The sequence below is a fragment of the Rheinheimera sp. WS51 genome, assembly GCF_050936095.1.
Classification (GTDB): Bacteria; Pseudomonadota; Gammaproteobacteria; order Enterobacterales; family Alteromonadaceae; genus Alishewanella.
Genome location: NZ_JBOTRC010000001.1, coordinates 291425 through 316070, shown reverse-complemented (window position 1 = coordinate 316070; position 24646 = coordinate 291425). Strand labels below are relative to the sequence as shown.

Below are 24646 nucleotides of genomic sequence, written 5' to 3'. Positions count from 1 at the left end.
AGTTTAGGTCCAGTAAAGCATATTAAAGTTATTTTTGAGGTCTAATAAAATATTTAAAGGCATTTTCTTCTACATTGCCTATATACAATTCATCTGCGGCCTAATTACAAAGGGCCCGAATTGTGCTCTGAGCAATATATAACACTATTCTTTTGCCACCACAGGGTCGACAACAATGCCAATCTTCTGTGCTTGCACCAGCGCCTTTTTCTTGTCGCTATTTTGCTTGTGTATGATCAACATCACTATCTGAAAAGCAGTCAGCGCTATTGAAATAAATATCGCCATATCGAAACTTATCTCATGGGCGAATGAAACTATCATCACTATCAGGCCAATATGAAATGAAGAAATAATGTATTTTATCCCAGTCAAACGCCCAATTATGTGTGAGGGCATATGGGTCTGTAGGTAAGTTCTCCAGTAAATCCCTGAGAAACTTTGAAAGCCACCAACCAATACTATCGCCAGTATCATCAGGTATTTAGCCGATGAGTTGACACTTATGATCAAATAGCCCAAGAACAAAAACTGTATGAGCATCACATCTCTAATACTGGTTTTCTTTCCTCTAAATTGTCTTGCCACTACCAGTCCGCCGAACATAGCGCCAATGGCGTAAGCGGCATCAAGTCCTGCTAACCAGTAGGTGCTACCATCAAAGTTAATTGCCACTACAGAGACCAACAATATATTGAATATAGCTACTGTGACAAAATCAAAGTTACTGAGAAAAAACGCTGGTATAAAGGGCTTACTCTGTTTTACTAATTCAATAAAGCTAACGTGATTGGCAGCATCATCTTGTTTTTGGACTTTACTACTTTCTTTGACCTTCAACGCTTGTGTGGCAGTGATGTAGAACACGGTGGCAATAAAGTAGATGACCGTTGTTAAACCCAAAATAACGATAAAACCAAACTGATCTAACAGCCATGCCGCTGCGACCATGCCAGTAAACTGCCCAGCTTGGAATGCAGTGGTCAATTTGCCATTGTCTTTTTCTAAAGCTGCTTCACTAGATAGCTGTGGGGTAATGCTAAAGAGCGCCATTCTAGATATCGGCCACAGCAAACTTAATGAAACTGAGATCATCAATAACAACGAAGCGGTTGCGCCATACTTATAGATAAGGCCAACCCCGATCAGACAAAACAGCACATGACCAGCCGCTGAGCCCACTAATATTCTGCGCACGCCATGCTCATCAACCGCTTTACCGATGATTAACGGTAAAAGTGAAGATGTCACCACTTCAGCTAGAAAGGTTAAACTGATCTGCCAGATTTGCCCGGTTTCGTCATACATAAACTTAGCAAAAGCCAGGATCAAAATCGCTTTGCCTATATTGATAAAGTATTCCGCTATTGCCAAGTGCTTCAAAACCGCCTCCTACTCAAGCGTATACTTGATGGTAGAAATCGCTTTATCGGCTAACGCTAACGCTGAGTGGGCGTCTTGTGCTTCAACCATGGCATATGCACTGCGATCGAGACTTTGCGTTGTTAAAGGCAAAATGGCACCCACGGCATAGTTGGCATCAGCCTCTATTACGTTGTCCCACGATTTAACCTCATCAATCCCTTCAATGGCTTTGATCTTGCCCTGTACGTCGATATTAAACTGGAATTTAATACAAGCATGTTTGCCAGTAGGCTTAGGTAAGATTTTATCCTCTGCTATGATCTCACCAAGGGCATTATGGGTTTGCAAGTAATAGAGATCGACACCAGTAGTTAGCTTGACCAATTCGCTGATGTTATCGCCACCTACGCGGGTATGGGTTTCTATCATTTCCAATCTCCCTTCATTGAGTAACACTTCGCTGTGAGTGATACCTTCTGTCACTTCTAATGCGATTAAGCAATTGACCACATACTCTTGAACAAGCTTTACGTCTTCATCCGTTAAGCGCGCTGGAAACAGATGGCCTGACTCGACAAAAGTGCCCTCGCCTTTAAACTTTTCGGTGATGCCTATAATGTAGTGTTTACCTTTCTGTGAGAAGCCTTCAACACTAAACTCTTGACCAGAGAAATACTCTTCGGCCAACAAGGGAAATTCCAAAGGTGAGGTACTTTGCTCGGCTAACTGTGCGCGGGCAAAAATGCTGACGCCTTCACTGCCTGTGCCCTCAACTGGCTTTAAGATGATTTTATCTATCTCTGGGTAGGTTTGATAAAATGTCTCTAACTGTTCAACATCTGCCACCATTGACTGCTTAAGCTCTGTCAGTTGATGGGCTTTTAGCACTTCGCGCATGGTATCTTTGTTGCGGGTATAGTGCAGTGTGTTTGGCTGGTAGTTAAACGGCAATCCTAAACACTCAGCAATGGCAATGGCATCAAGCTGCGCGGCATCATGAAAGGCCACGACGACATCTACTTTGTCATACTTATTAATTAATTGAGCCAGTTCAATTATTTGCTCTTGGTTGTCGCCGCTGTAGTTAAAAATATTCTGACAGCGATTGTTATCGGCCATTGAGTGCATGTAGTTCAAAGAACGCTTGCACAACCAAGAAATGCGATAACCTAACTTCTCTAAAATCACATGAGGTGCACGAACGTTGCCTACTACCAATGCATGCTTTGTATCTGAACTCATCTTTTTTCCTATTCATTCTTTTAATCGTGCTCTCACCCTAAGGCGAGTTTCACATTAAAACGGCGTTTTGCTGGTACGAATTTCCAGCTGTTCAAACAATCGGCCAACCACATCGCGCAGCCTTTGTGTATCTTTGGCTTTTAACAAACAGGCTAAGGGCAATTCATTCTCTTTATAGGTGACCACACGCGAGACTTTGCTGTCTGTGACAAGTTGGTGCATTGAGATTAAATTACCACTGTCATGTAAGAACTCATGACCGCTCACTTGGCAATAATCCCCGGCTAGTTGATGACCCGGCACTATCACAAAACCATAAAGGTGCTGCTTATCCCACTGGCTGTCTAGCGAGAAGTTAGCATCGGTCAATAAGCCCAGTTCAGCTGTCGCTGGGTGCATTCCGGTGCGCCTTGCAAGACATTCGGTGATTCCGCCACCACCAACGCGATGGGCGATTTCAAGAAAGACCAAACCTTGCGACGAACGAATGGCTTCAAGATGAAACGCGCCTAAGCTAATTTCAACTGCTTTTAAGATTATTCCAACCCATGCAGTTAATTCGGCAGTAGACTCAAACTGAATCGAACCTAAAGGAATGCCGTTAGCAAAATCCAGCGGTGTATTAATGTATTCACTGGGCACCAACATTTCGATGACACCATCGCGAACCATGCCGTCAATATGCAAGATAGGTCCTTCAATATAAGTTTCCACTTGGAAACCACTGGGGTCTATCTGCTCGGCTTTATCTAAGCTCTCTACGCCTGTTGTTTTGCTTTGTAGCGCATCACGCAGCGCCTGTTGACTGCTAAAGTGCACAACATCAACAGATGAAGCGCCATCAAGTGGCTTAAGAATGATGCTTTGCTCTGCATCCACCGCCAGAGATTGTCCTTCGACAAATTGACTTAGAGACATATATTGCGGCACTTTGATGTTGTGCCGTTCCACACAAGATTTCATCACCACTTTGTTTCTGACTTTTTCAACCTGTTCAGGTCTTGGCCCTGCAATATCAAAGTGCTGGCGAATATAGGCTGCATCTATCAGTTCAAATTCGTTGACCGAAATAACATGATCGAACTTAACCCCTAAAGGTTCAACGGCGGCTATAACCTCTTTATATGGCGCTTCAATCCCCGGACGAACGATTTTGGTGCAACGCAAATCCTCTGGCAACTCAGCAATTTTCTCTTCGATGCCGATGTAATAAACATCATTGGCTTGATGGTCTATGGCTTTGTGGTACAAAATATCCAAGTAGCGCACACGATGTAATACTAATATATTCATTAGCAAACGGCCTTTAATTCGAATATGGATTCAGTTAATTGCTCTGTTAGCGTTAAATACTCTTTAGGCTTGCCATCGAGTTGATATTCAGGCCAGTAAAACTCTACAAAGCCTTCGAGTTCGCCATTATTAAAGCTAGGATTAACCACTTTGCCTTCTTTGGCCCACAACTGAATGCCAATGACACTTTCGGGTAACTCCGCAGAGGTTGGCAGGTTGATTTTCTCTACTACACCCGGAGCAGCTTTCATAAATCCGATAGCCCCTAACCCTTTAATATTTATCTCTGGCACTTCGACTGAATCGTACAAATAAGAACCAATGTGTAATTCAAACATGTTTACGCCAGTGACTTTTTCAAATACCTCAGGAATACCACCCCCTGCGGTTCTCGCATTAACCTCTAATAATACTGGCTCTCCTTGTGCGGTGATGAAAAACTCAACATGGGCTAAGCCATGCTCTATGTGCATCAGATCACATATACGCAAGGCGGCGTCCTTTAACGCTTGGTTATCAGAGGCAACACTTGGGATTGAGTGGCCTATCTCTACGAAGTAAGGTAGCGGCGTAAGTTCTTTATCGGTTACACACAAAACTTCACGGCCACTTTTGCTGTTAATGACTTCTACCGACAATTCGATCTCAGCTTTAACAAACTCTTCTATCTGATAGTCGTTTTCTTTTAAGCCATACTTGATCTTATGACCAGAAACTGCCCCTTGTAGGTAATCAAAGGCTTGGTCAAGTTCCTCTGGGGTATTGACAAAAGCCACCCCTTCACTGCCACCAGCATTCGCTGGCTTGATGACTACAGGAAAACTAAACTCTTTGCTTAGCGCTTGTAGCTGATCTCTGTCTGAGAATTTTGCAAACTTTGGCACCTTTATGCCGTTTTCTTGCGCCACTTTGCGCATTTCATATTTATCACGGGCTTTGTTTAAAGCGCCTTCGCTCAGGTATGGCAAACCATATTCAGCAGCAATTTTTGCCCCAACCATAATAGCCATTTCAGACAAAGGCACGACGGCCCCTGGTAACATACCTGTTTTTTCCGCAAACTGTTGCACTGCCTTTAATGCTTCATCCGGGTTGTCAAAATTACCCTCAATAACAACCTCTGCATAACGGTTGCCGTCAATAAATCCTTCCTTTTGCATGATCGCAATCGGCATATCGGTCATACGTGCGCCAGCGACTATGCTACGAAAGCGATTTTTTTCTACGCCCAACAATAAACAGTACTTACTTTGCTTCATTACTATTACCCATATGTTCTGTTTTTATCTGTTAATTCAATTTTACTTAAGTGCTTTGCCACTAGCTTTCTATTAAGGCAAAAGCACGACACGGACTGCCTGAACCGCCCACTATCGGCAATGGCGCAACCACCAGTACAGCGCCTACAGGCGGCAACTTCGCTAAGTTTTTGAGCTGGGTCAAACCATATTTACAGGCACCTTGAAAATACCAATGCACTGGAAATTGCGGCTCAAAGGTGAACGCTTGGCCTGCGTCTGTGCCCACAGTTTCAACCCCGATACCAACAATCGGCGTTTGCTCGGCTAACCACTTAGCACACTCAGGACTTACCCCAGGTGTATGGCTGTCATTTAAGAAGGTATCGGCATTTTCACCGCGCGCATCCCAACCACTGCGATATAACAACCAGCCGCCTTCTGGTAACGGGCCGTGTTGCTCTATCCAAGCTTCTACATGATGTCTTTCTAGTAAAAAGTCTGGATCATCAACCTGATCAGATACATCCACAACCACAGCCGGAGCGACCAATTGTTGTACAGGCACTTGCGAAACATCGGTGAAGTCTTTACCAGAGATCCAGTGAATAGGCGCATCAAAGTGCGTCCCTGTGTGCTCTGACATTCGAATGTTGTTCCAATAAACCTCTTCACCGTTTTCATCATAGCGGCTGATAACTTGACGCTCGAAAGGCCAAGGCTGACCGCGATCTGCTGGTAGGCGAATCACTGGGGTTTCACTCGATAAAGGCGCAGTCAAGTCAATAACTTCTACCTTTTTGCTAACCAGTTGCTGGGCCAAGCTCATCAAAGTTGAGGTTGAATTATCCATAAGTTCGTTCCTTATAAACCTTTATAATAAATTGGTGTCGATAACTGCGCTTTAGGCTCAAGTCGCACTTCTAGTTCATATAAACGTTGCAGCTCTTGCACTATTGGTCCGCGCTGACCGTTGCCTATGACTTTGCGGTCAACACTAATCAAAGGAGTTATTTCTGATAAAGTGCCCACGGTAAAGACTTCTTCGGCGGTGTATAGCTCTGTTCGGTCGATTTCTCTTCTTTCAAACTTTAAGCCCATTTGCTGCATAGCAATTTGAGCAACGCTGTCGACGGTTATGCCTTCTAATACACCGCTAGTACCCGGTGGGGTGGTTAGCACGCCACGATTAAACATCATTAAGCATGAACCCGGACCTTCTGAGATAGTGCCTCTTTGGTTTAAAAATAATGCGGTATCAAACCCATTTCGCACCGCCTCATGCTGGGCCAAACGACTATTGTGATAGTTCGCGCCTGTTTTGATCCTCGGTGGCATTGAATCATCGCTAATTCTGCGCCAAGTAGAAACGGTAGCCGCCGCACCACTGTCATATTTAGGCGAACGGGGCATAGGAATGGCAGTAATGTGCATACCAGTATCTTCGGTATGACACAAAGGATCAAAGTTAGGCCCCATTGCGAAATAAGGCGCAATAACAATATGCACGTCTTCTTGATACTCGTTAGCCTGTAATAAGCCTACACTAGCTTCAATGATCTCTTCATCTGTGTAAGTTACTGGCATATCAACACATTTCATTGACCCACGCAGACGGTCAATGTGCTCTTGAATACGATACATGAATATTTGTTGCTGCTGGGCATTCCAATAGCCACGCACGCCCTCAAATACATTTGCCCCCCAGAACGCGCCTTGTGTTCTAACATGAACAACACAGTTATCCCACGCAACCTTTTCACCGTTTAGCCACGCATATTTCGGTTTATTCAAGCTCATATTGCTTCTTTTCCTTTAACTATTATCTTTTTAAGAGGCTTTAGCCATATCAACTGGGATTGCTTCACAGCCGCTGGCACACGCAATTATTTGGTTGATATCCATGCCAGATGACACTTGATTGTGCGAAGCGATATGGCTATCCGGACGGAATACGTACATTGAACGGTCGCCACACTTGAGGGTCTCAAAAAACAGAATGTCGTCGTATCGAACAACGTCAATATTATCTGGCACTTGACCAATCTCATCGCCCACCGGGAAAGCAGCAACAAAGGTGACATTGGCATAGTTATTGAGCAGCTCAGCCTGTTTAGAGAACTCAGCTAGCCCTTGTAGCTCGCCAACATAAAAACAGAGGAAAGACTGCCCCATGAGTTTTCTTAAACGGGTCTTTTTGCCATCGACGAATATTGCCACATCTGGCGAAAACTGCCCTACGAAGCGACTGTCTGAGGTATCAATTAAAGCAGACTGCTTATAAGTATATGGTTGGGTCATCTTACCGTGGTCAACCTGACCTCTCATGCCTTTCCACAGCACAGATAGAGACAATTTGATATTACGAACCAAACGTTTCAACGGCGTTGGTGGCACCATAAACTTGATGGTGGCCTCTGTCACCCTTAAGTTCTCTTGTGCTGCGTCAAAACGTTCGGTGTGATAGCTATCAAGCAAAGATTCATCGGCATGACCTTTTAGCACAGCCGCCATCTTCCATGCTAAGTTATCGGCATCTGCAAGCCCGCTATTCATACCGCGTGAGCCATAAGGCGGGAATGAGTGAGCAGCATCACCAGCAAAGAATATGTTGCCGATCTTAAATTTCTCAATAACACACTGATTAAAGCGGTAAGTGCTTAACCATTCAATGTTATAAGGAATATCCCCTATTACAGCTTTAATTCTTGCGTCCAATTTGCCATTGGCTTTTTCTGCCTCAATATCAGCATCAGGAGACAGCTGCCAATCAATACGCCAAATATTGTTAGGCTGTGGATGCATAACTAATTGACGACCACGATTGAAGTCAGGGTCGAAGTGAAAGTGTCTTTCTTTAGTCAATGGGATATTCGCTTTGATATCGGTGATCAAAAAGCGATCTTTGTGGGTATAACCATTGAATTTAACCCCAGTTAGCTTGCGCATGGTACTGCCGACACCATCACAGGCCACGAGGTAATCAAAGTTAAAGTCTTTTTCAATACTAGGCGTTTTAGCTGTCACTGTGACTTGATTTTTGCCTTGGTTATAACCAATAACCTCATGTGACCAGCAAACTTGGACTAGAGAGTGGTTTTCAACCCATGCTAAAAGCTCTTGCTCTATGCGATATTGTGAAATATTAACAAACTCACCGTAACCTGCTCTTTCTGGAAACTCTTGGGTAATACGCTCGACATTACGAATATAGGTTCTAGCCGTTCGCCAGTGAATACCTTCCTCAGCAATAGGATCAGCACAACCTATTTTATCAAGAACTTCTAAAGCATCCCCTTGGATCAAACAAGCTTTAGAACCTTTTGGTAACAAATGCGCCGAGCGATCCAAGATCACACTTTTAATGCCAAAGCCAGCTAACCTTGCTGCTAGCGCCAAACCAATAGGACCGGCTCCGATGATGCCAATGCAACTATTCTCCGCTCTATTAATCACAACACTTCTCTCCAGTTAATTCTTTCGTTGCTTTAAAGATGGGTATACATCTAACTTCTTTGAGATAGGGAGTCCCCTTAGTGCTGCCGGTGCCCTTCTCCATGCCCAACATGATCATCGCGATACCATAATGAGATTGGCGCCAACGTACCATTTTGGCAGCAAAGCTATCCATACACTGTTTTATCTCTTCTAATTGTTCGCGGCTGAATACCTCATTTGCGACGGCAAAACGATATTCATCATCCAAATTGGCATGGCCCTTAAGTAATCGTTCTTTGACTTCAGGAACAGAGTCGTAGGCCAAAGAATTTAAGCGGTCTTCATCAGGCACACGACACAGTGACTCTACCTTTTTGTAACTACGAGACTGTATTGCGCTCGCCCCTTCGGTGTATTCTCTAAATACTTTAAAGGCTTCAGGTCGCATGGTTGCCAGTAGTTGGAAAAACAACACGGCTTCGGTGAGCATTTGGTCGCAATTACTAATGTGTTTGATGACGCGCGGGCTATCACCTGCAAAGGCTTTGATTGCAGCAGTTAGCTCTAATGTCATCCAAGAAAATACCGATTCAAAGCTCTGTAACACTCGGATGAACATATATTCATCATGAACTAAGTAAACTGGCAGGATTGAGCTGTGCAACATGCGTCTTTGGTCACCGCTCATGCGATAGGCAACACTTTCAATCAGATAACGAGCTGATTCTATCGGTTTCTTTAGGTCAATATCGCAGGCAAAATGCAAACGATGCAAATAAGGTTGCAACGCTTTAAGCGCTAAGAAACATCGCTTGGTTACCAGCTTTTCATCAGCTAGGATCATAGGCAACCATGAAGGTCTTTCCAGCGCGTCTAACTCATACTCTAAGATATCAACGATAAGTAAGCATATGGCTTGGTCAATGGCACTTTCAGCCCCAGTTGGGTAACAGTCAACTGATTCTGTTTTAGGCAGGTTCAACAAGCTGAGCGCAAGATAAGTACGATAGTCATAAACCTCATCGTATTTGTCTAAGCTCACATCTAAGAAGTTGATTATCTTTTGATACTCAAAATCTTGCAGCTCGATCAAGCTCGCTCTGACGTGGTCGATCTGAGCAAGCAACTTTTTAGTAACAAAGTGCTTACCTACCTCATGATAGGCGCTAACAACGACATGATATGGAAAGGAAGTGATGACTTTCTTTTCACTCCATTTCTTAAGCATTTTTACCGCACGCTCATTATTGGTATAAACAGTGCCCTCGGTAAAGCTGTTTAAAAATAGCTCATCTTCACTTTTGTTGTTACCACTTTCAGACTGAACCTTTAAAGCAACATTTTCTTTTTCCATCAATCTGCTCCTTTAGTATTGCTTTTGTATAATCAATCATCTGTATAAACCGCTCGCTTTCGCTTGACTGCAACTGAAAAAATCGCGTTATCAGTTAAACCATTTGCAGATGCTCAATGACTTCTGAGTTAGTTAAAAAATATTGAGCAATTGGTGGCGTCAATCGCCTCTAGTTGATACTTCCGTTGGACCAATGCCGCAAAATTGCTCGATAAGATCACATGCCTTATCAACATCCTCGCGAGAATTAAAATAATGAAATGACAACCTTAAAAGTGAGCCACGAGGGCTGGTGATTACTTTATGTTCGGTTAAAAACGCTTCCAAACCTGCCACATCATCGACGCGAATAGCCACAATCGCCCCATGCTCGCCTCTAACCGGTATGTGGGCTAGCTGTTGAGTTTGTTTCAAACGCTCGGCGGCATAGGTGACTAGCCCTTCTACCTGTGATTTGATTTGCTCAACACCCACCTCTAACAACAGTCTTATTCCGGCGGTGGCGCTATATACAGCAGGCACAGAAACCGTGCCTGTTTCATACCGCGTGGCAGTTGGCGGATAATCGACATTCAAAGGGTCAAATTCAAAAGGATTTTTGCGACCAAACCAGCCGGTCATTTGCGGTAAAATGTCATCATTGACACCTGCTTTAACATACAAAAAAGCCAGCCCCGGCAAGCCCATCATATATTTCATTGAGCCTGCCACTAGGTAATCACAATCGAGTGCTATAACATCAACAGGTTCGACACCAATCGCTTGATAGGCATCCACAAACACTTTAGCGCCCGCCTCATGAGCCACTCCCGTTACCGCCTTAACTGGCATCAAGCGTCCATCGAGATAACTGGTATAAGGAATAGAAACCAGTTTGGTCCTATGGCTTATTGTCTCGCCATAAGACCGATAGATTTCTCCTTGACTATCAGCTACCTGTAACCCATGACAGGCCGCACCGCGAGCCTTTTGGGCATTCCAAACATGTGCGATAGAGGGAAACTCATTCAACGAAAATATAATGCCATCGCGGTTATCCCAACTCATTGTAGAGGCAACCTGATAGGCCCCTACACTGGCGTTTGGTAATAGTGCGATCTGTTTTTCGTCAGCGCCAATGAGCTGAGAAAAAAGTGCTCTAGCTTGAACGACATAAGACTCAAAAGCATGCCAACCAAGGGCTTTGGTACTCATATCATCAAGCATTGTGGCAATGGCTTGGTTCAATGAATGGGTTCTAGCCGCTAAACTACAGCTCGCTAGATAAACCATCTTTTGGTCAAGGCAAAGGTGCTTTGCTCTGAAGCTTTGAGGTGTCATAACCTGATTTCCGTTGAATGATTAATAGGCAGCGTCGTCTTTAGTCAATTGTGTGCGTAGATCCCACAAAGTTGGGAAATAATGGGTGTTCAATAGACGAGTCAATTTTTCAATGGGGGTGCCTTTGGTCCCAATGGTGTTCAATCCGATGGTACGCACTGCGATCTTGTAATGACGGGTTCGCCACAAACTGACTTTTTCATCCCAATCAATCAAAGCTTCACACAACTCAAAAAGAGGTGAATTACGCTGGTCTTTATACAGCAATATCAAGTCAATCTTGCGCTCTGCGATGAGGTTTTCAAAGGCTTGATTGATCAGCTCGCCATTTTTTTGAATGTTTCTCCAACCAGGAGATTCAAAGCCAGAGCCGTTGCCCAGCGCCGGACGAACACCTTGAAAATCCCAAGGGGTCATGAACTTGAGCATTTCCAATTGATTCATAATTAACTCGATACCAAAAGACGCGCGGCGTAACAGCGCGGTAGCATCGGCATAAACACGACCTTCGATAAACTCGATGACGTCAGCTAATTCGTGGCAGCCTAATTTCAACCATAATTCTGTTGATTGATGCACCACCTGAAATAGCATCTCATCGCGATGTAATCTCTCTTCGGCAGTACGTTGTAGGCTCAGTAACGTGTCGGTCCCCATATACCTTGCGTAATCATCATTACCTTTACCAGTCAATACAGGTGAATAATCTTTCTTTTTAACCGCAGTTAATTCTTTCATACTTTTTTATCCTCTATACCGATATACTGCAATCACAGTCCATAAAAAGAAAAAGAGTGGTCTTTAAAAATTTGACCGTCTCCCAAAAAAACAACAGCACAGGGCAACAGGAACCCGTAGCCCCTGTTGATAAGGGCTGTTGTTTAACAATTAATTTTGAAATACACCTGTTCACGACTCCAACAATCGAAGCTTTTCCCTATTACAAACAACTCCATAACAGTCGATTTGACAGGTTTACTTAACGCTACGCTTTAAGAAATAAACTAAAAAACAACGCTGAAAACATAATTAGGGAAGGAGCTAATAAGTCGCTCACTTCTTCCTACTGAATGCCCAAAATCATCATTTTGGCGCTATGAGGCTCGATTTTTCCAAATTTTGCCTCTGCGGTGCTTTTTTAGGCCGATTTTCCAATTTTAGGTAGTTCTTGCCTGTGCCCGTATCAATCAGTCAACCCGCCCCAAGTTTGCCAAGGTGAATAATATCGCCAGTTGACTGTCGTTCTTGAGCAGCCCTTGTACCTAGCTTTTATAAAGCCAAACTGACATTTGATGATCCGAAACGGATGAGAAACTTGTCCTTTCTTCGCTTCTTTTTCAGTCCTTTCACCTTGCTAGTGCGCTTGGCAATAAGCCAGTCTGCACTGACATGGTTCAACTCTTCGCACTGCCAGATCCTCAGACAGCATGAGTCTGCCGAAATAAAGGCTTCGTTACCTTGGAACAAGTGCCCTTCCTGATTGAGGTCGTGCTCATTGGCTGCTGTGGTCACCAGACTTTGAGTCAGGCCACTTTTAATACCCACGCCAATGTGCGCTTTCATGCCGAAATACCACTGATTGCCTTTCTTAGTCTGATGCATGTCTTTATCGCGGGCATTATCTTTGTTCTTGGTGAAGCTAGACGCTTGGATGATGGTGGCATCCACCAATGTGCTCTGAGTCATCATGACGCCACAGTCAGCAAGCCACTGGGTGACGGTAGCGAAAATTTTCCAGGCCAGTCTATGTTTCACCAACAAATGCCGGAAGTTCATGATGATGGTTCGGTCAGAAATGCCCTTATCCATTGAGAGGCAGGTAAACTGGCGCATAGAGGCGATCTGATAGAAGGCGTCGTCCATGTTCTCGCCGCTCAACTTGTACCTCTACTGCATGCAGTGAATACGCAGCATGTTTGCAGTGGATTGGGCCTGTGGCACTTGGCTTGAAATTCACTGTCGGAAAAAGTCAGTTGCTGGCTCATTCGGTTGCTCATCCATGGTTCAGGTCACAATACCAAGATCTTACATCTGGTACTTGTGCTTACCTTCCTTAGTTTAAAAACACCATTAACATAGTGATATGGCAAATGTCAAAATAATGTTATACATTATAATTAGCATTGTCCATACATTACACAGATAAAATTTTAATAAATAAAACAAAATATTTATTTACGTTTAACTTTACACACATAACCACACTTTTCCTTTACAATAAGTCAAAAATTGTATTAGTTGCGCGAATCTTGGCGGACAACCCACTTTTTTTATTATCATGATTCACATTTTGTAGAAATTCCTTAACGAAACCCATTTTTGGCATTTTTAATCGGACTGATGTGCATACAATTTAAAGGAACACAGACATGCTCATACATAATCAAAGAACTAGAGCCACGAAATTATCCCAGTTCTGCCGCGCTTTTATCTGCCCATTAGTGCTAATTACTTTGACTCCATTTTCACAGGCTGGCGAACAGCAAAACACCACAGAACATTCAGGACGTCAGGATTTCCCCGCGCAATTTTTTGAACAATACCGTCCGCAAAATGCCCTGCAAATGATAGAGCGCTTACCCGGCTTTACTTTTGATGAAGGTAGTAGCAATAGAGGTTTTGGTGCAAATGCTGGCAATGTGCTTATAGATGGCGCAAGACCTACCGCCAAATCGGGTGGGTTAAGTGGCGAGTTGAAACGCATTCCTGCTGACCAAGTAGACAGAATTGAAATCATTCGTGGCGGTGTCGGTGGTGGTGAAGCAGCTGGGCAAACCATAGTCGCCAATGTCCTGCGCAAACACAGTGGCACCAACACGACTTGGACGCTGAAATATAACCGATCGCCAGACGGTGACGCGCTTCCAAGCCTTGCGATGGCGCTAACCACCAACTTAGCGAGTTGGAGTAGTGCCTTTGACTTTGATATAGGCCAAAGCCCGTCCTACCGTGAAGCAACCATAGAAAATCGCAACGCCACCAATCAATTGATTTCTAGCGCTTTTGAGAAATTCCCCTCTCACTCTACTTGGGCGTTTATTAACGGTGAGCTGGCTCGTCAATTTGACACCGGTGCTTTGACTTTAAAAGCGCGCCTTGGCAGCGATAAATGGAGCGGTGATACAACCCGAGACATCTTCAGCAATAGTTTACCTTATGAAGGTTCAGCCGATGCTTTGATGAAACTCTATGATGAAACCCAAGATGATATCGCCGAGCTCGGTATAAACTGGAATATGAACCTTAACGGTTGGAACTGGCGCACCATGGGGCTGGGCCTTGTTAAAGACTATACTTATGACAATAAATACTCGCTCAATAACTTAGATGCTAACGACATTTTCGCCAGCAAATTTAATCAAAGCAAACTGAAATCAGAGCTTATAGCCCGCACCACAGTGAAAAAAGCAGGCAACATGGATTTTAAACCTGAGTTTGGTGTAGAGGTTGCAAATAATAAGCTCGATAGTGAATTAAGCTTCACAGAAAACGGTATCCCCCTGTCACTTGCCGGCAGTGACGTAACCGTACAAGAGTTGCGTATGGAAGCGTTTTCAAGTTTTAACTGGCATGTTGCCAAAACACTTAACATGGAAGGCGGACTGACCGCTGAGTTTTCTAAAATTGAAGTATCTGGTAACGCTCAACAGGAGCAATCTTTCATATATTTAAAGCCGCGATTATCTGCAACTTACCGCATTGAGCAAGACCAACGGGTGATTGTGGAGATTGACCGCCGTGTTAATCAGTTAGAATTTGACGACTTTGCCGCCAGTACCCAAGCCCTTGATGGTCGAACAACCTCAGGTAACCCAGACCTAGCACCCGATAGAGTCACCGAGTTTTCAGCGACTTATGACTACAACTTTAGCGAGCGTGGCAGCTTTAAATTCAACTTATATCACCAATGGCGCTCAGGTATCTTAGAGCAGATCACCTTATCAGACGGAAGTCAGGGCTTGGGTAACGCGGGTGAAGCCACCGTTTGGGGAATTAAAACTGACTTAAGCTTACCTATCGACATGATACTTTCTAATGGTTTATTGGAAGTGTCATACGCTTATAATCAATCAGACTTCGATGATCCGATAGTGCAACGCTCAAGACCCGTCAATGGTGATATTCCAAAAGAGTTAACAGTTAAACTTAGACAAGATTTGACTAAGCAACAGTTCTCATGGGGCATCGACTTCAACAACAGTTATGTTGAGCGCCGCTTTTTAGTAGACGAGCTACAAATCTACAATAATGAAGATGTGTTTCATCTTTTCGCTGAAACCACGCGATTTTTTGGGTTCAAAACCCGTCTTGAGGTAAACAACGCCAACACCGCAAAAAACGACAGGGCCAGGCTGTTTTACAATGATGACCGTGGTGGCGAATTTGTCGGAAGCCAAGTGTCAAGACGCAGAAACAAACTAGCAGTTCAACTGGTTCTTTCAGGCACCTTCTAGTTCAGTCTCCACACCAGATAAAAGATGTGGACACGGATGTCCCATATTTTATGGTGTATCTGATACCCGAAAGTAACTGAGCGCAGTCAAATCTGATAGTCGGCACTCCTTAACTGACTTGGCGAGTAAGGACCGAACCCGCTTTCTCTAATCCATTTAAGATGTAGCGCGGTAGTGCTTGAACAACTCCCCGAAATTGTAAATCTTCAAATAATTCGCTCCGTACTTAATATCGCCAATAGTGCACTTTAATACTTATTAAAGCGCACTATTTTCACTAGCTTAGTGACAAATAGCATTATCTGTTACTAACTTAGTGAATTCTGCTAACTTTGTCACTACTTTAGATAATAGTTACATTTTTGCAACACAGTAAGTTATTATAAAGCTTAACCTTATGTAGTAGCTCAGTTTTTCACATATGTGTATAACTTAATTCTGTTGGCGCTGTTAGTACTACAACAACTCTACTTTCACGTCAGTTATGTTTATTCTGTTGTACGTGTGTTTACAAAAATTCTGTTTTATCAATTTTAAAGGATTAGTTGTGTTCGAAAAGGAATTAGATGAACTATTACCACGCTGCTTTGAAATGTACGACTTTATGGCCGAGCATGTTGAGCAGTTACAACATCTTGGAGCGATGCCGGAGCTTAAATGGCAAATGGCCTTTCACTCAGGTATTTTATCATTTGAACATGGCCTCTCTTCTCTTAAGTTAATTGCTGATGGTTTTACATCATCGGGCTTTGCATTGATGCGCCCCCAATACGAAAGCCTGATTCGTGGATTTTGGCTCATGTACGCTGATACTGAGGCTTGGTTTAATAAACTCGCAACTGCAGGTAAAGTTGGTCCAGACCAAATCAAGAAGCTAGAAACGCCACTAATAGCAGATATGCTTAAAGCGCTTGATAATTCAGAAGCACCAGCGCATATCCTCGGTCAGTTGAATGACTTTAGAGGCATTAACAATTCAGCGTTTAATAGCTTTACACACAGTGGTCTTGCTGCACTTGTCAGCAATGGCATAGGTTATGAACCCAAAGTTATCTATGATTCACTTCGAAACTGCAACGCTGTTGCTGCTATAAATATGCAAATGCTGTCAATTCTGACTGGATATGAGGAAGTCATGGAGCCGGTCAGAAAGATGCATCATCACTTCGTCGATTGCTTGCCAATTATTCATACCTAAACCGTACTTGCCAACCTAAAAACTGTTATCAAATTTTTCAGGTTTACCTATCGTTTCTTTAGGGGAAACAAATCACTTATCTATCTTCAAAGAGCTGATTGATCACTTCTGAGACGATCTTCAATGTTGACATGCTATTTGGGTGCAAAGTGGTTGAACCATGAGCTAAGTTATTACGAAGTTTATTAGCGGTGCTTGTTATACCTCGTACAATATCCAAGTCAGCTAATGCTTCAGCTACCTCAATTTCTGTAGGTTCCTGGCAAACCAATTCGGGACAAGAATCAAAATCATGTTCCTGAGCCAATTCCAAATTTTTCTTGCTCCATGCATTTCTCTTTGCTCGAAACATTAAGCTGGGAAATCGCTCATTATTAATCCATCTCTCATCGTCAGCAGTCTTTAACAACTTTGCTAAGGTAGGCACTTTTTCGTCTGGATACTGAGAAATAAATTTGGTCTTAAGTGCCATTTCTAATGTGACATATGCCTGTAATTCAGCGACTTGATGAAATCTGTAAACAAACCAAGTATACAGACATAAGTTTTTGGCCGTTTCAAATAATTGTCGAACATCAACTGGAACGCCTACATGTAAATTAATTTCACTTAAAATACTATGCCTATCAGAAAGGCTACCGGAAAAGTTTTTTTGTCGTGGGTCTGGTGAGCAGATTTCATTTAAAGATTTCAAAGGATCTTCTACATCTTCACTATTTTTCATAAAAATATTAAGCCTACTTCCACGATTCCCAGTCTTTATACCCAATTTTGTAACCGACAATCTTACCGATACCAGGTTCATTAATTAGCCGATTTATCAAATCATTCTGTTCTTTTACACTAACTATGTGTTCTATATACTCGATGCCATCTAAAAAGTACTTTACAGCGTAATCTCCACGGCCTGATATATGCCTGTGTGGAAATAAATGTCTCTGATATTTATCACGTAGTTCCCATAGTTCTTCTTTTAATTCATTAGCCCTAGTTTTTGTAAAAATCAGAGCTAAAAAGAGCGGCACACTTACAAAGGCCATAAACTCTACCAACCACATATTTCATCTTTCCTTAGTAATTCAGAGCATCAGCATTAATCAATACCGTATTTTTTAAGTAACGATTTAAAACCAAGCTTTGGTTGTGGCAAGCGATTAAGCCCAGATTTACTTGCACTACGATTCAGTGCGCAATATTCGTTTTCATCTTTCCACGTAAGCTCTACAGGCATATTTCGTTTTAATCGCTGCACCCAACCCCGCTCAAAATCATTATATTCCTGCGTACCGGGTTGGTAAGGGTTAGCATACTTTCTTGATGAAAATCCTTCTTCATACTCCTTGCTTCGTGACATATGCTTCTCCTATCACATCCGCTGCTTTAGCGTTTTCTTTGATTATTACTTGGCTCCCTACTTTTCTTTACACTCTCAGTAGTTGGTGGAGGAGTTACTGGCTTTTGGTTATTATTTTGGGGCTTTTTTTCTTCGGTCATTTCAAAATCTCCAGTGCTATCGTAAGCACAGCAACAGAACTTAGGCACCATGCACTAAGTGTAAGCTCGCCATAGGCTAGTTCAAGATTCTTCGACTTTTCTTCGATCTGTGAACTTAGTATTTCTAATGTATCCACGTAACAATTATAAATATGCTTAAGTGATTGCTCTTCTGAAGCATCTAAAAGATATTCTGCAGTAGCTCTACTTTTCGGCATTACTGAGCATTCACTTATACGAATTGCCATTAAAGCATGCCCCCAAGAACACAAAATGGAAAAGCCACCTAATAGGAACAAAAGAAGAACTAACCAAGATAAATTTGTTTTTGGGTGAAAAATTGCACCATCTTTCATCCCCGAAATAGCTGTCAATGCTGCAATAATTACTGTCACAAAAGTAAGGAATCTCGAGCACTTATTTTCAAAGTGATCAAATCTTGCCTGCTCTTCAATGTAACGATCTTTCAGATATTCAAGTGTCTGTTTTATGACCACACTTCTAACTACTTTTGCCACCCTGACAATATTACGTTCTCAAAATCTCTCAATCCTTACGGACATTCTTTCCATGCTCTTCCATGAACTCAGCAAATGTCGACCAACTCATACGGTACTTGTTAACGCTGTTCCCAGCAGGTAGCCACTCGATGTTACCCTTACTAATTAGTAAATCACCTAACTTGGCACCATCCTTTTTAATCTCGATTTCAATATCTTTGTGTTGTACCAGCTTCGTGTGCAAATTAATCGATACTTCATGCGCCATAAATGTTACTTCCTCGTAGTATTGAGAGATATTCGCTGCAGAATTTAGATTCGCACTTTAACATCTATTAAAGTGCAGATTTTTAACTAGATCAGCGACAAAGTGCATGCCTTGTCACTAACATAGTTAATTTCAATTAAGTTGTCACTACTTTCGATAAAAATCACAATTATGCAACAACACTCCCTAGTTTAAACGTCTGAATCATTGATACTTAGAAAGACTGATTCGCGAGAGGGTAATACATAAGCCGCGCTTGCAAGAAACTGCGTACCGAACTGCAAGAAGCAAAGCACCTAACTGTGTTCTTACGCACCAGCCCTTTTAGTGAAAAAGACGCTCCTTACAGCACCAGCAAAAGTATCGCGCTGGATAGACCTAGTAGTGATACCCGCATATTTCTAGCTAAGGCGATGCAGTTACTTGATAGCCTCTGGGTTACCGGCTACCGCTATGCTAAAGCCGGAGTGATGCTGGCCGATTTTTATGACCCGGGCGTATATCAGCCTAGCCTGTTCGATGACCCTATTGTGCAAAGAAAATCAGACCAAGCACTAATGCTACTTATGGATAAACTGAACACCAAACACGCTAATACCATATGGTTTGCCAGCCAAGGCACTAAACAGAACTGGAGCATGAAACGGGAACTATTATCACCTGCTTACACCACCGCCTGGCAGGAGCTTCCAGTGGCCAAGTAATGGCTGCAACAAGCTAACTACCGACCATCGCTCCATAATTAATCTGAACTCATTAACTGTGGTTTCTATCAAGCGAATCGCTGTTGTTTCGTTTCGGCTGATGATTTTCAGGCGCCCTTAACTGGTGGCGGTTCGATGCATTTTATCGAAAATATTTATGCAACACATAAAGCACTGATTTAAATAATGAAAAATCAAAATTCAGAATTTAACCGTGTCAGAAATAGCGATGGAAACCAAAACCTTATTTTGGTAACCTTAGCTTGCATACCAAACTTTACCATGTCTCTATGCACTTAACTCTCCTAAAATTCTGTAAATACATTGCCAAGTGAAATAGAACTTGAGCAAGCTCGATAGCCCACGCTCAAACTGAAATCGTTTTGTCGAGTTCGATAGGTGAAATACAGTAGCACCATATCGCGGCACAATTTTTTTAGTTTGCACAAATTTGCATGTCGAGCATCTCACGGAAAAAATCTGATCTTAATCGTCAGATAAATTACCGTAAAAAGACAGATTACCTGATCTGTAACAGCTGCAAACTTGCAGTTACAAAACACCTTTAAATTTCAAAATTAACTCAACACCCAACATAGCCTGAAGACTTAGTCTTCAGGCTTTTTGCTTTAATTAAATAGGAAGTTTTTTATGACAAGTACAACCCCAAAATCCATCAATAAAAATTCTGCAGATAAAAAGAAAATACGGAAACACAATCAGTTTACGCAGGCCTGCCGGATTCTCAATATTCCAGATAACGAAGTGTCTGAAGAATCAATAGTAAAAGTTCTCAAAAGTAATACAAAACATGATGTAGCTGCTATGCATTTACTAACAGTAGAAAAATTTTGGGATAAATTCGGATATAAAGACTTAAAAGCATTTATCGAGATGCACTATGATTGTCATTACACAACAGTTCTCCGTAAATGCCATCATTATGAAATCACTTACTCGCTGCGTTTAAATCCGGTCGACTATGCGAGTTTTACTCCAAACTCTCTAAGTTTACTGCGGGATCTAAAGATCAAGGCTCGCAAACATATTATTTCAGAACTGACTGACAATTATGATGAAAAAAAATTCTGCGATGTAACATCTTCAAGCGTCAAAAAGAAAGCAATTGAATTAGGTTATATCGATGCACCCGTTGAGAAAACAAAATTGGATAAAATTTCTTCTCAACTAATTGCAGAGTTCGTCAAGAATGGCACACCAAAAAAACTTGCTACGTTCTTAAAAGAGACGTTAAAGGAGAAAAAGCTCAAGAAACTCCTCACCGCACTGAATAGCATTGTCGCTGAAGACAGCGTCCAAAATTAGTCACTTAGAAAGTCAAAAATCACATTCAAAAGAGTACGAACTGCAGTCTAAAAATCTAGCGGTTTCTTACACTATTTAAATCTGTAAATCCCAAAGAGCTCCCAGTTATTAGGAGCTCTTTTTTATTTTTGGAGATACTCATGAACAACTCTTGTGCAAGAAATCTAATTACTGAAGTTACTAATAACTTCGAGCTACTGCATCAATACATCACGATACACTCTGCATCCAACTTTAATCCGCTGGAGACAATTTGTTTAAACCACTGCCCTGAAATTTATCCACTTCTCGTTGAGAAACAAAAGTGCTATGAAATTCTGAAATCATTTTCAGAAGACATTGCTGTATTCGCGCAATTTCAAACTACCACTATTCTCGCATTGGAGTTCTATCCTCCCCTAACACGAAAGATTATTTTGCTGAAAATAGCAGAGCAGATTGGTATGAATAATCCCGAAAACGTTAAGGCAAAACATGTTCATGATCATGCCAAATCTTTAGGGTTTCATCTTCCTCAACATATCACTTCTTAGGCAAGGACTGAGAGGTAGTTGGTAATAACTAACTACCTCTTTCAACAGCATAACCGCTTGATAATTTTCTCTTAAATGTCATGCAAATTTAATTAATTACTGTTTTTAAGGAAGTGATATTCCATGCTAATTAAACCACCAATAGATGAGCCAAATCGCGCTTTTGCGCTGACCTCACTTTTTAACAATGAATTTTTGAATGATTTTTTCAAAAAAAATAAGTTAACGAATGCTATTAAAACAGCGCATCAGCGCAAAATTAATGCATGTACTACTGTGCCACAGTTCCAACATGTCAATAACACTGCACAGGTTATAGATGTCATAACCAACCATAATATTGCAATAGAACAGGAACAGCTTTTAGCTAACTACGTTCAGAATATCAGTGCTGAATTGGTTGATATCGACTATCTAACCCTCGCAGTGGATCTGACAGAGAAAGACATCTGCTCATTCCTATCTAAAGAAGATGGGATCTTTAAAGTAAAAACTAAGAACAGAAATAGCCACCTGACTGTTACCAGTCTCGCCGCTAAAAATAAAAATAAGGGTTTTAAAGAGGGTGATACCAAGCCTTTTTTCACTAGGTGCTTCGAACTTAAAGTTGATGGTGATGCGTATAAATATGTGAACATATATTTCGCAGACAAATCGCATCCAAGAAATTTGGGCCGCCCCCTACCTCACAATCTAGAAATTGAGTTTATTCCCTCACGTTTCGCGCCGGGGATGATAGATCTTGTGTTTTCACATCTAAAGTCTGTGTTAAAAGCCAATCGTTATCCCCAGCTGATGAACAACTCACGGGTGCTTCGAGTTGATTTAGGCATGAACATGTTTGGCGTATCACAGCTGTTTTGCTTTATCGATACCATTAACAAAAAAGTCAGCGCAGGCTCATGTTATCCAGAAGATCAAAACTGCCTGGCCATGACAACAAACCTTGGGAGTGAAGATAATTCACGTGCATCTGTGTATGACAAACTGGCAAAAGAACTGACCAAACAATTTGAAGAAGTTGTGGTAGGACTTCAAGAAAATATTAACGACTTACTAGAAGAAATCGGTGGGTATGACAAAGCGTTTAGTGAACTACTTCCTATCGCACGCTATGAGTTTAAACATGAAGATGAGTTTTACTTAACTGAGGATAATAAATCGGGTAATGGGAAGAAAGTCACACTTCGCCTTCACCAGTTGGCGCTACTAAAGCCTGAGTTTGGTAATACGATATTTGTTAAACCATCAGCACTACAGCATGTATCGCCCCGCACACTAAAAAAGTTAGTTCGTGACAAGTCGGTTGACGAAATGAAAAAGCTAAGGGAGCTGTTCAATGCGGAAGACGCTTACCTAAAGCTTGATGAAGAGAAAGTACTGGCTGCATTTTTACCGCATTTAACTCAACTGCAGTCGAGCATATTGACGCCACAGAAAGTTGGTTTTATATCGAACTTCAACTACACACAGGTAGTTAATGAAGCGCGAGATTCACTTGTGCCATTTCAGGAAATACTGCATGAACGCTGCTCAGATCAGGATGAAATAATCACATCTGATGTGCAGAATATTTATGTTGAGGGTACGCCTGGCTCTGGCAAAACAACGACAATGATCAAGCGTGTCTGTTACCTCATAGAGCAAAAAAAAGCAGAACCAGAAGAAATCTGTGTGCTTGCCTTCACTAAAAAAGCAGCGAATCACTTTAAAAAGCAACTGCTAAAAAAGTGCCCTGATGCAGAACGAGTATCAGTAAGCACATTCAGTCGTTGGTGTAATCAGACAGTCACGAAGTTCAATTTTCTAACTGTACTCAGCGCTGATGATTCAGAAGCATTAATTAATCGCTTCATTAATCGCGTAGGTAATCAGGAGATCTGTAGTAGTGCTTCATTACGCAAAAAGGTGGTGCGTGTAATCAATCACAGTACGAACTTTGTCAAACCACATATTCCAACTTCAATTAAGAAACTCGCGCCGGAACTCGTGGATTATGAGAAATCGGTTTGTAGGGTTTTTCGGCTGTATCGCAAACATAAGGAGGATAGGCGTCTGCAAGATTTCAATGACATCTTGCTAAACATGAAAACGATGCTGGACGACACCGGGAACGCGAAATTTCTCGCGCAACAACTGAAATATATATTTGTTGATGAAGCACAAGACTCAAGTGAAGTGCAGTGGGAAATTCTAAAATCATTGAGCCGACAGAAAGCCAATATCTTCTGCGTCGGAGATCCAGCACAGTCGATATATGGCTTTCGTGGCGCAAAGGTTGCAGCGTTAGAAAATTTCACAATGATGTTTCACAACGCGAAGAAGTTCGCACTGCGGAAGTGTTATCGATCCAATCACGGCATCGTTAATTTTTGTAATGCTATTCGTCAAGGTATTAGCGGTACGTTGACGTTAGCAATATCACAAGATAAAAGTCAGTATCTGCCTCGATTAAAACCTTTCGCTGACTTTACGCAAGCTAAAGCAGAGCTGCTTCGAGATCTAAAAAAGATTAAAGAACTCAACTCTAATCCAAGCGTTCTTGTTTTATCAAATTATAAAAAAATCATCACTGAACTTAAGGAGGCCGCAGATGAAATATCTAGCGGAATGGCAATTATCTTTACAAACACTCACCAAGGTAAAGGGTTGGAAGCCGACATTACGCTTATTTTTGACACGTCACTTGGCAACGGCAAACTTTCTACACGAAAGCAAGAAATGTGTAATCTTTATGTGGCTTGTTCGCGAGCAAAACGCAGCCTAAAAGTGTTCTACAACCCAAATCGTTTGCCTTACTACGATACATCAAAGGGTCAAAGTAAAAAGGCAAGCGTGATTAACATTTTGCACGACATTCATCACTCACTGTACAAGTAATTTGCGCCTACCCATCCCCGATTAACCGTGTCAAAAATA

At 42.1% G+C, this 24646-nt stretch carries 21 protein-coding genes and 1 pseudogene; 6 read left to right on the top strand and 16 right to left on the bottom strand.

The genetic code is table 11. From position 1 onward, the window contains the following. Positions 1–144: 144 nt before the first annotated feature. From ACRCA4_RS01510 to ACRCA4_RS01460, 11 genes and pseudogenes are all read right to left on the bottom strand, one after another. Positions 145–1383, bottom strand: coding sequence for an MFS transporter (locus ACRCA4_RS01510; protein ID WP_433183152.1), 1239 nt, complete (start codon positions 1381–1383; stop codon positions 145–147). A 9-nt stretch (positions 1384–1392) separates the two neighbouring features. Next, positions 1393–2607 carry an ATP-grasp domain-containing protein gene (locus ACRCA4_RS01505; RefSeq protein WP_433183149.1) on the bottom strand — a complete coding sequence of 405 codons (1215 nt, stop codon included), beginning with the start codon at positions 2605–2607 and terminating at the stop codon, positions 1393–1395. 54 nt (positions 2608–2661) lie between these two features. After that, positions 2662–3900: an ATP-grasp domain-containing protein gene (locus ACRCA4_RS01500; RefSeq protein ID WP_433183146.1), complete on the bottom strand. Its 1239-nt coding sequence runs from the start codon at positions 3898–3900 to the stop codon at positions 2662–2664. Then, a complete protein-coding gene (locus ACRCA4_RS01495; RefSeq protein ID WP_433183143.1) occupies positions 3900–5159 on the bottom strand; it encodes an ATP-grasp domain-containing protein in 1260 nt (419 codons plus the stop codon). The genes ACRCA4_RS01500 and ACRCA4_RS01495 overlap by 1 nt, the downstream gene beginning before the upstream one ends. A 61-nt stretch (positions 5160–5220) precedes the next feature. Then, the gene (locus ACRCA4_RS01490) at positions 5221–5991 is read right to left on the bottom strand and encodes a cyclase family protein (protein WP_433183140.1); all 771 of its coding nucleotides are present in this window, start codon (positions 5989–5991) and stop codon (positions 5221–5223) included. A gap of 11 nt (positions 5992–6002) precedes the next feature. After that, entirely contained in the window at positions 6003–6938 is a 936-nt protein-coding gene (gene ilvE / locus ACRCA4_RS01485) for a branched-chain-amino-acid transaminase (protein ID WP_433183137.1), read from the bottom strand. A 30-nt stretch (positions 6939–6968) separates the two neighbouring features. Then, entirely contained in the window at positions 6969–8594 is a 1626-nt protein-coding gene (locus tag ACRCA4_RS01480; protein ID WP_433183135.1) for an FAD-dependent monooxygenase, read from the bottom strand. After that, the gene (locus tag ACRCA4_RS01475; protein WP_433183132.1) at positions 8587–9930 is read right to left on the bottom strand and encodes a tryptophan 2,3-dioxygenase family protein; all 1344 of its coding nucleotides are present in this window, start codon (positions 9928–9930) and stop codon (positions 8587–8589) included. Before ACRCA4_RS01475 ends, ACRCA4_RS01480 begins: the two co-directional genes overlap by 8 nt. A gap of 159 nt (positions 9931–10089) precedes the next feature. Next, positions 10090–11250: an aminotransferase class V-fold PLP-dependent enzyme gene (locus ACRCA4_RS01470; protein WP_433183130.1), complete on the bottom strand. Its 1161-nt coding sequence runs from the start codon at positions 11248–11250 to the stop codon at positions 10090–10092. A gap of 21 nt (positions 11251–11271) precedes the next feature. Next, on the bottom strand, positions 11272–11988 hold the full coding sequence (locus ACRCA4_RS01465) for a tryptophan 2,3-dioxygenase family protein (protein WP_433183127.1): 717 nt from the start codon (positions 11986–11988) through the stop codon (positions 11272–11274). A gap of 449 nt (positions 11989–12437) precedes the next feature. Further along, a pseudogene (locus tag ACRCA4_RS01460) lies at positions 12438–13235 on the bottom strand (IS5 family transposase). Positions 13236–13703: 468 nt separating this feature from the next. Here ACRCA4_RS01460 and ACRCA4_RS01455 point away from each other — a divergent pair. Both ACRCA4_RS01455 and ACRCA4_RS01450 read left to right on the top strand, forming a co-directional pair. Continuing rightward, entirely contained in the window at positions 13704–15704 is a 2001-nt protein-coding gene (locus tag ACRCA4_RS01455) for a TonB-dependent receptor plug domain-containing protein (RefSeq protein ID WP_433183124.1), read from the top strand. 547 nt (positions 15705–16251) lie between these two features. After that, the gene (locus tag ACRCA4_RS01450; protein WP_433183121.1) at positions 16252–16902 is read left to right on the top strand and encodes a DUF6988 family protein; all 651 of its coding nucleotides are present in this window, start codon (positions 16252–16254) and stop codon (positions 16900–16902) included. A 76-nt stretch (positions 16903–16978) separates the two neighbouring features. On the opposite strand, the gene ACRCA4_RS01445 is transcribed toward ACRCA4_RS01450, so the two are convergent. From ACRCA4_RS01445 to ACRCA4_RS01425, 5 genes are all read right to left on the bottom strand, one after another. After that, positions 16979–17626, bottom strand: a complete 648-nt coding sequence (locus ACRCA4_RS01445; RefSeq protein WP_433183119.1) for a hypothetical protein — start codon at positions 17624–17626, stop codon at positions 16979–16981. 13 nt (positions 17627–17639) lie between these two features. Next, a complete protein-coding gene (locus tag ACRCA4_RS01440) occupies positions 17640–17960 on the bottom strand; it encodes a hypothetical protein (RefSeq protein WP_433183116.1) in 321 nt (106 codons plus the stop codon). A 35-nt stretch (positions 17961–17995) separates the two neighbouring features. Further along, a complete protein-coding gene (locus tag ACRCA4_RS01435) occupies positions 17996–18256 on the bottom strand; it encodes a hypothetical protein (protein ID WP_433183113.1) in 261 nt (86 codons plus the stop codon). Positions 18257–18392: 136 nt separating this feature from the next. Then, the gene (locus tag ACRCA4_RS01430) at positions 18393–18914 is read right to left on the bottom strand and encodes a hypothetical protein (protein WP_433183110.1); all 522 of its coding nucleotides are present in this window, start codon (positions 18912–18914) and stop codon (positions 18393–18395) included. A gap of 28 nt (positions 18915–18942) precedes the next feature. Further along, the gene (locus ACRCA4_RS01425; RefSeq protein ID WP_433183108.1) at positions 18943–19164 is read right to left on the bottom strand and encodes a hypothetical protein; all 222 of its coding nucleotides are present in this window, start codon (positions 19162–19164) and stop codon (positions 18943–18945) included. A 245-nt stretch (positions 19165–19409) separates the two neighbouring features. Between ACRCA4_RS01425 and ACRCA4_RS01420 the strand changes: the two genes are divergently transcribed. The 4 genes from ACRCA4_RS01420 (at position 19410) to ACRCA4_RS01405 (ending at position 24607) form a co-directional block, all read left to right on the top strand. Further along, positions 19410–19868 (top strand): DUF4113 domain-containing protein, encoded by a 459-nt coding sequence (locus ACRCA4_RS01420; RefSeq protein WP_433184390.1) that lies wholly within the window; start codon positions 19410–19412, stop codon positions 19866–19868. A 651-nt stretch (positions 19869–20519) separates the two neighbouring features. Continuing rightward, the gene (locus ACRCA4_RS01415; protein WP_433183105.1) at positions 20520–21194 is read left to right on the top strand and encodes a hypothetical protein; all 675 of its coding nucleotides are present in this window, start codon (positions 20520–20522) and stop codon (positions 21192–21194) included. A 140-nt stretch (positions 21195–21334) separates the two neighbouring features. Then, complete coding sequence (locus ACRCA4_RS01410; protein ID WP_433183102.1) at positions 21335–21727, top strand: hypothetical protein; 393 nt, start codon at positions 21335–21337, stop codon at positions 21725–21727. 123 nt (positions 21728–21850) lie between these two features. Further along, entirely contained in the window at positions 21851–24607 is a 2757-nt protein-coding gene (locus ACRCA4_RS01405) for a UvrD-helicase domain-containing protein (RefSeq protein ID WP_433183099.1), read from the top strand. Positions 24608–24646: the final 39 nt, after the last annotated feature.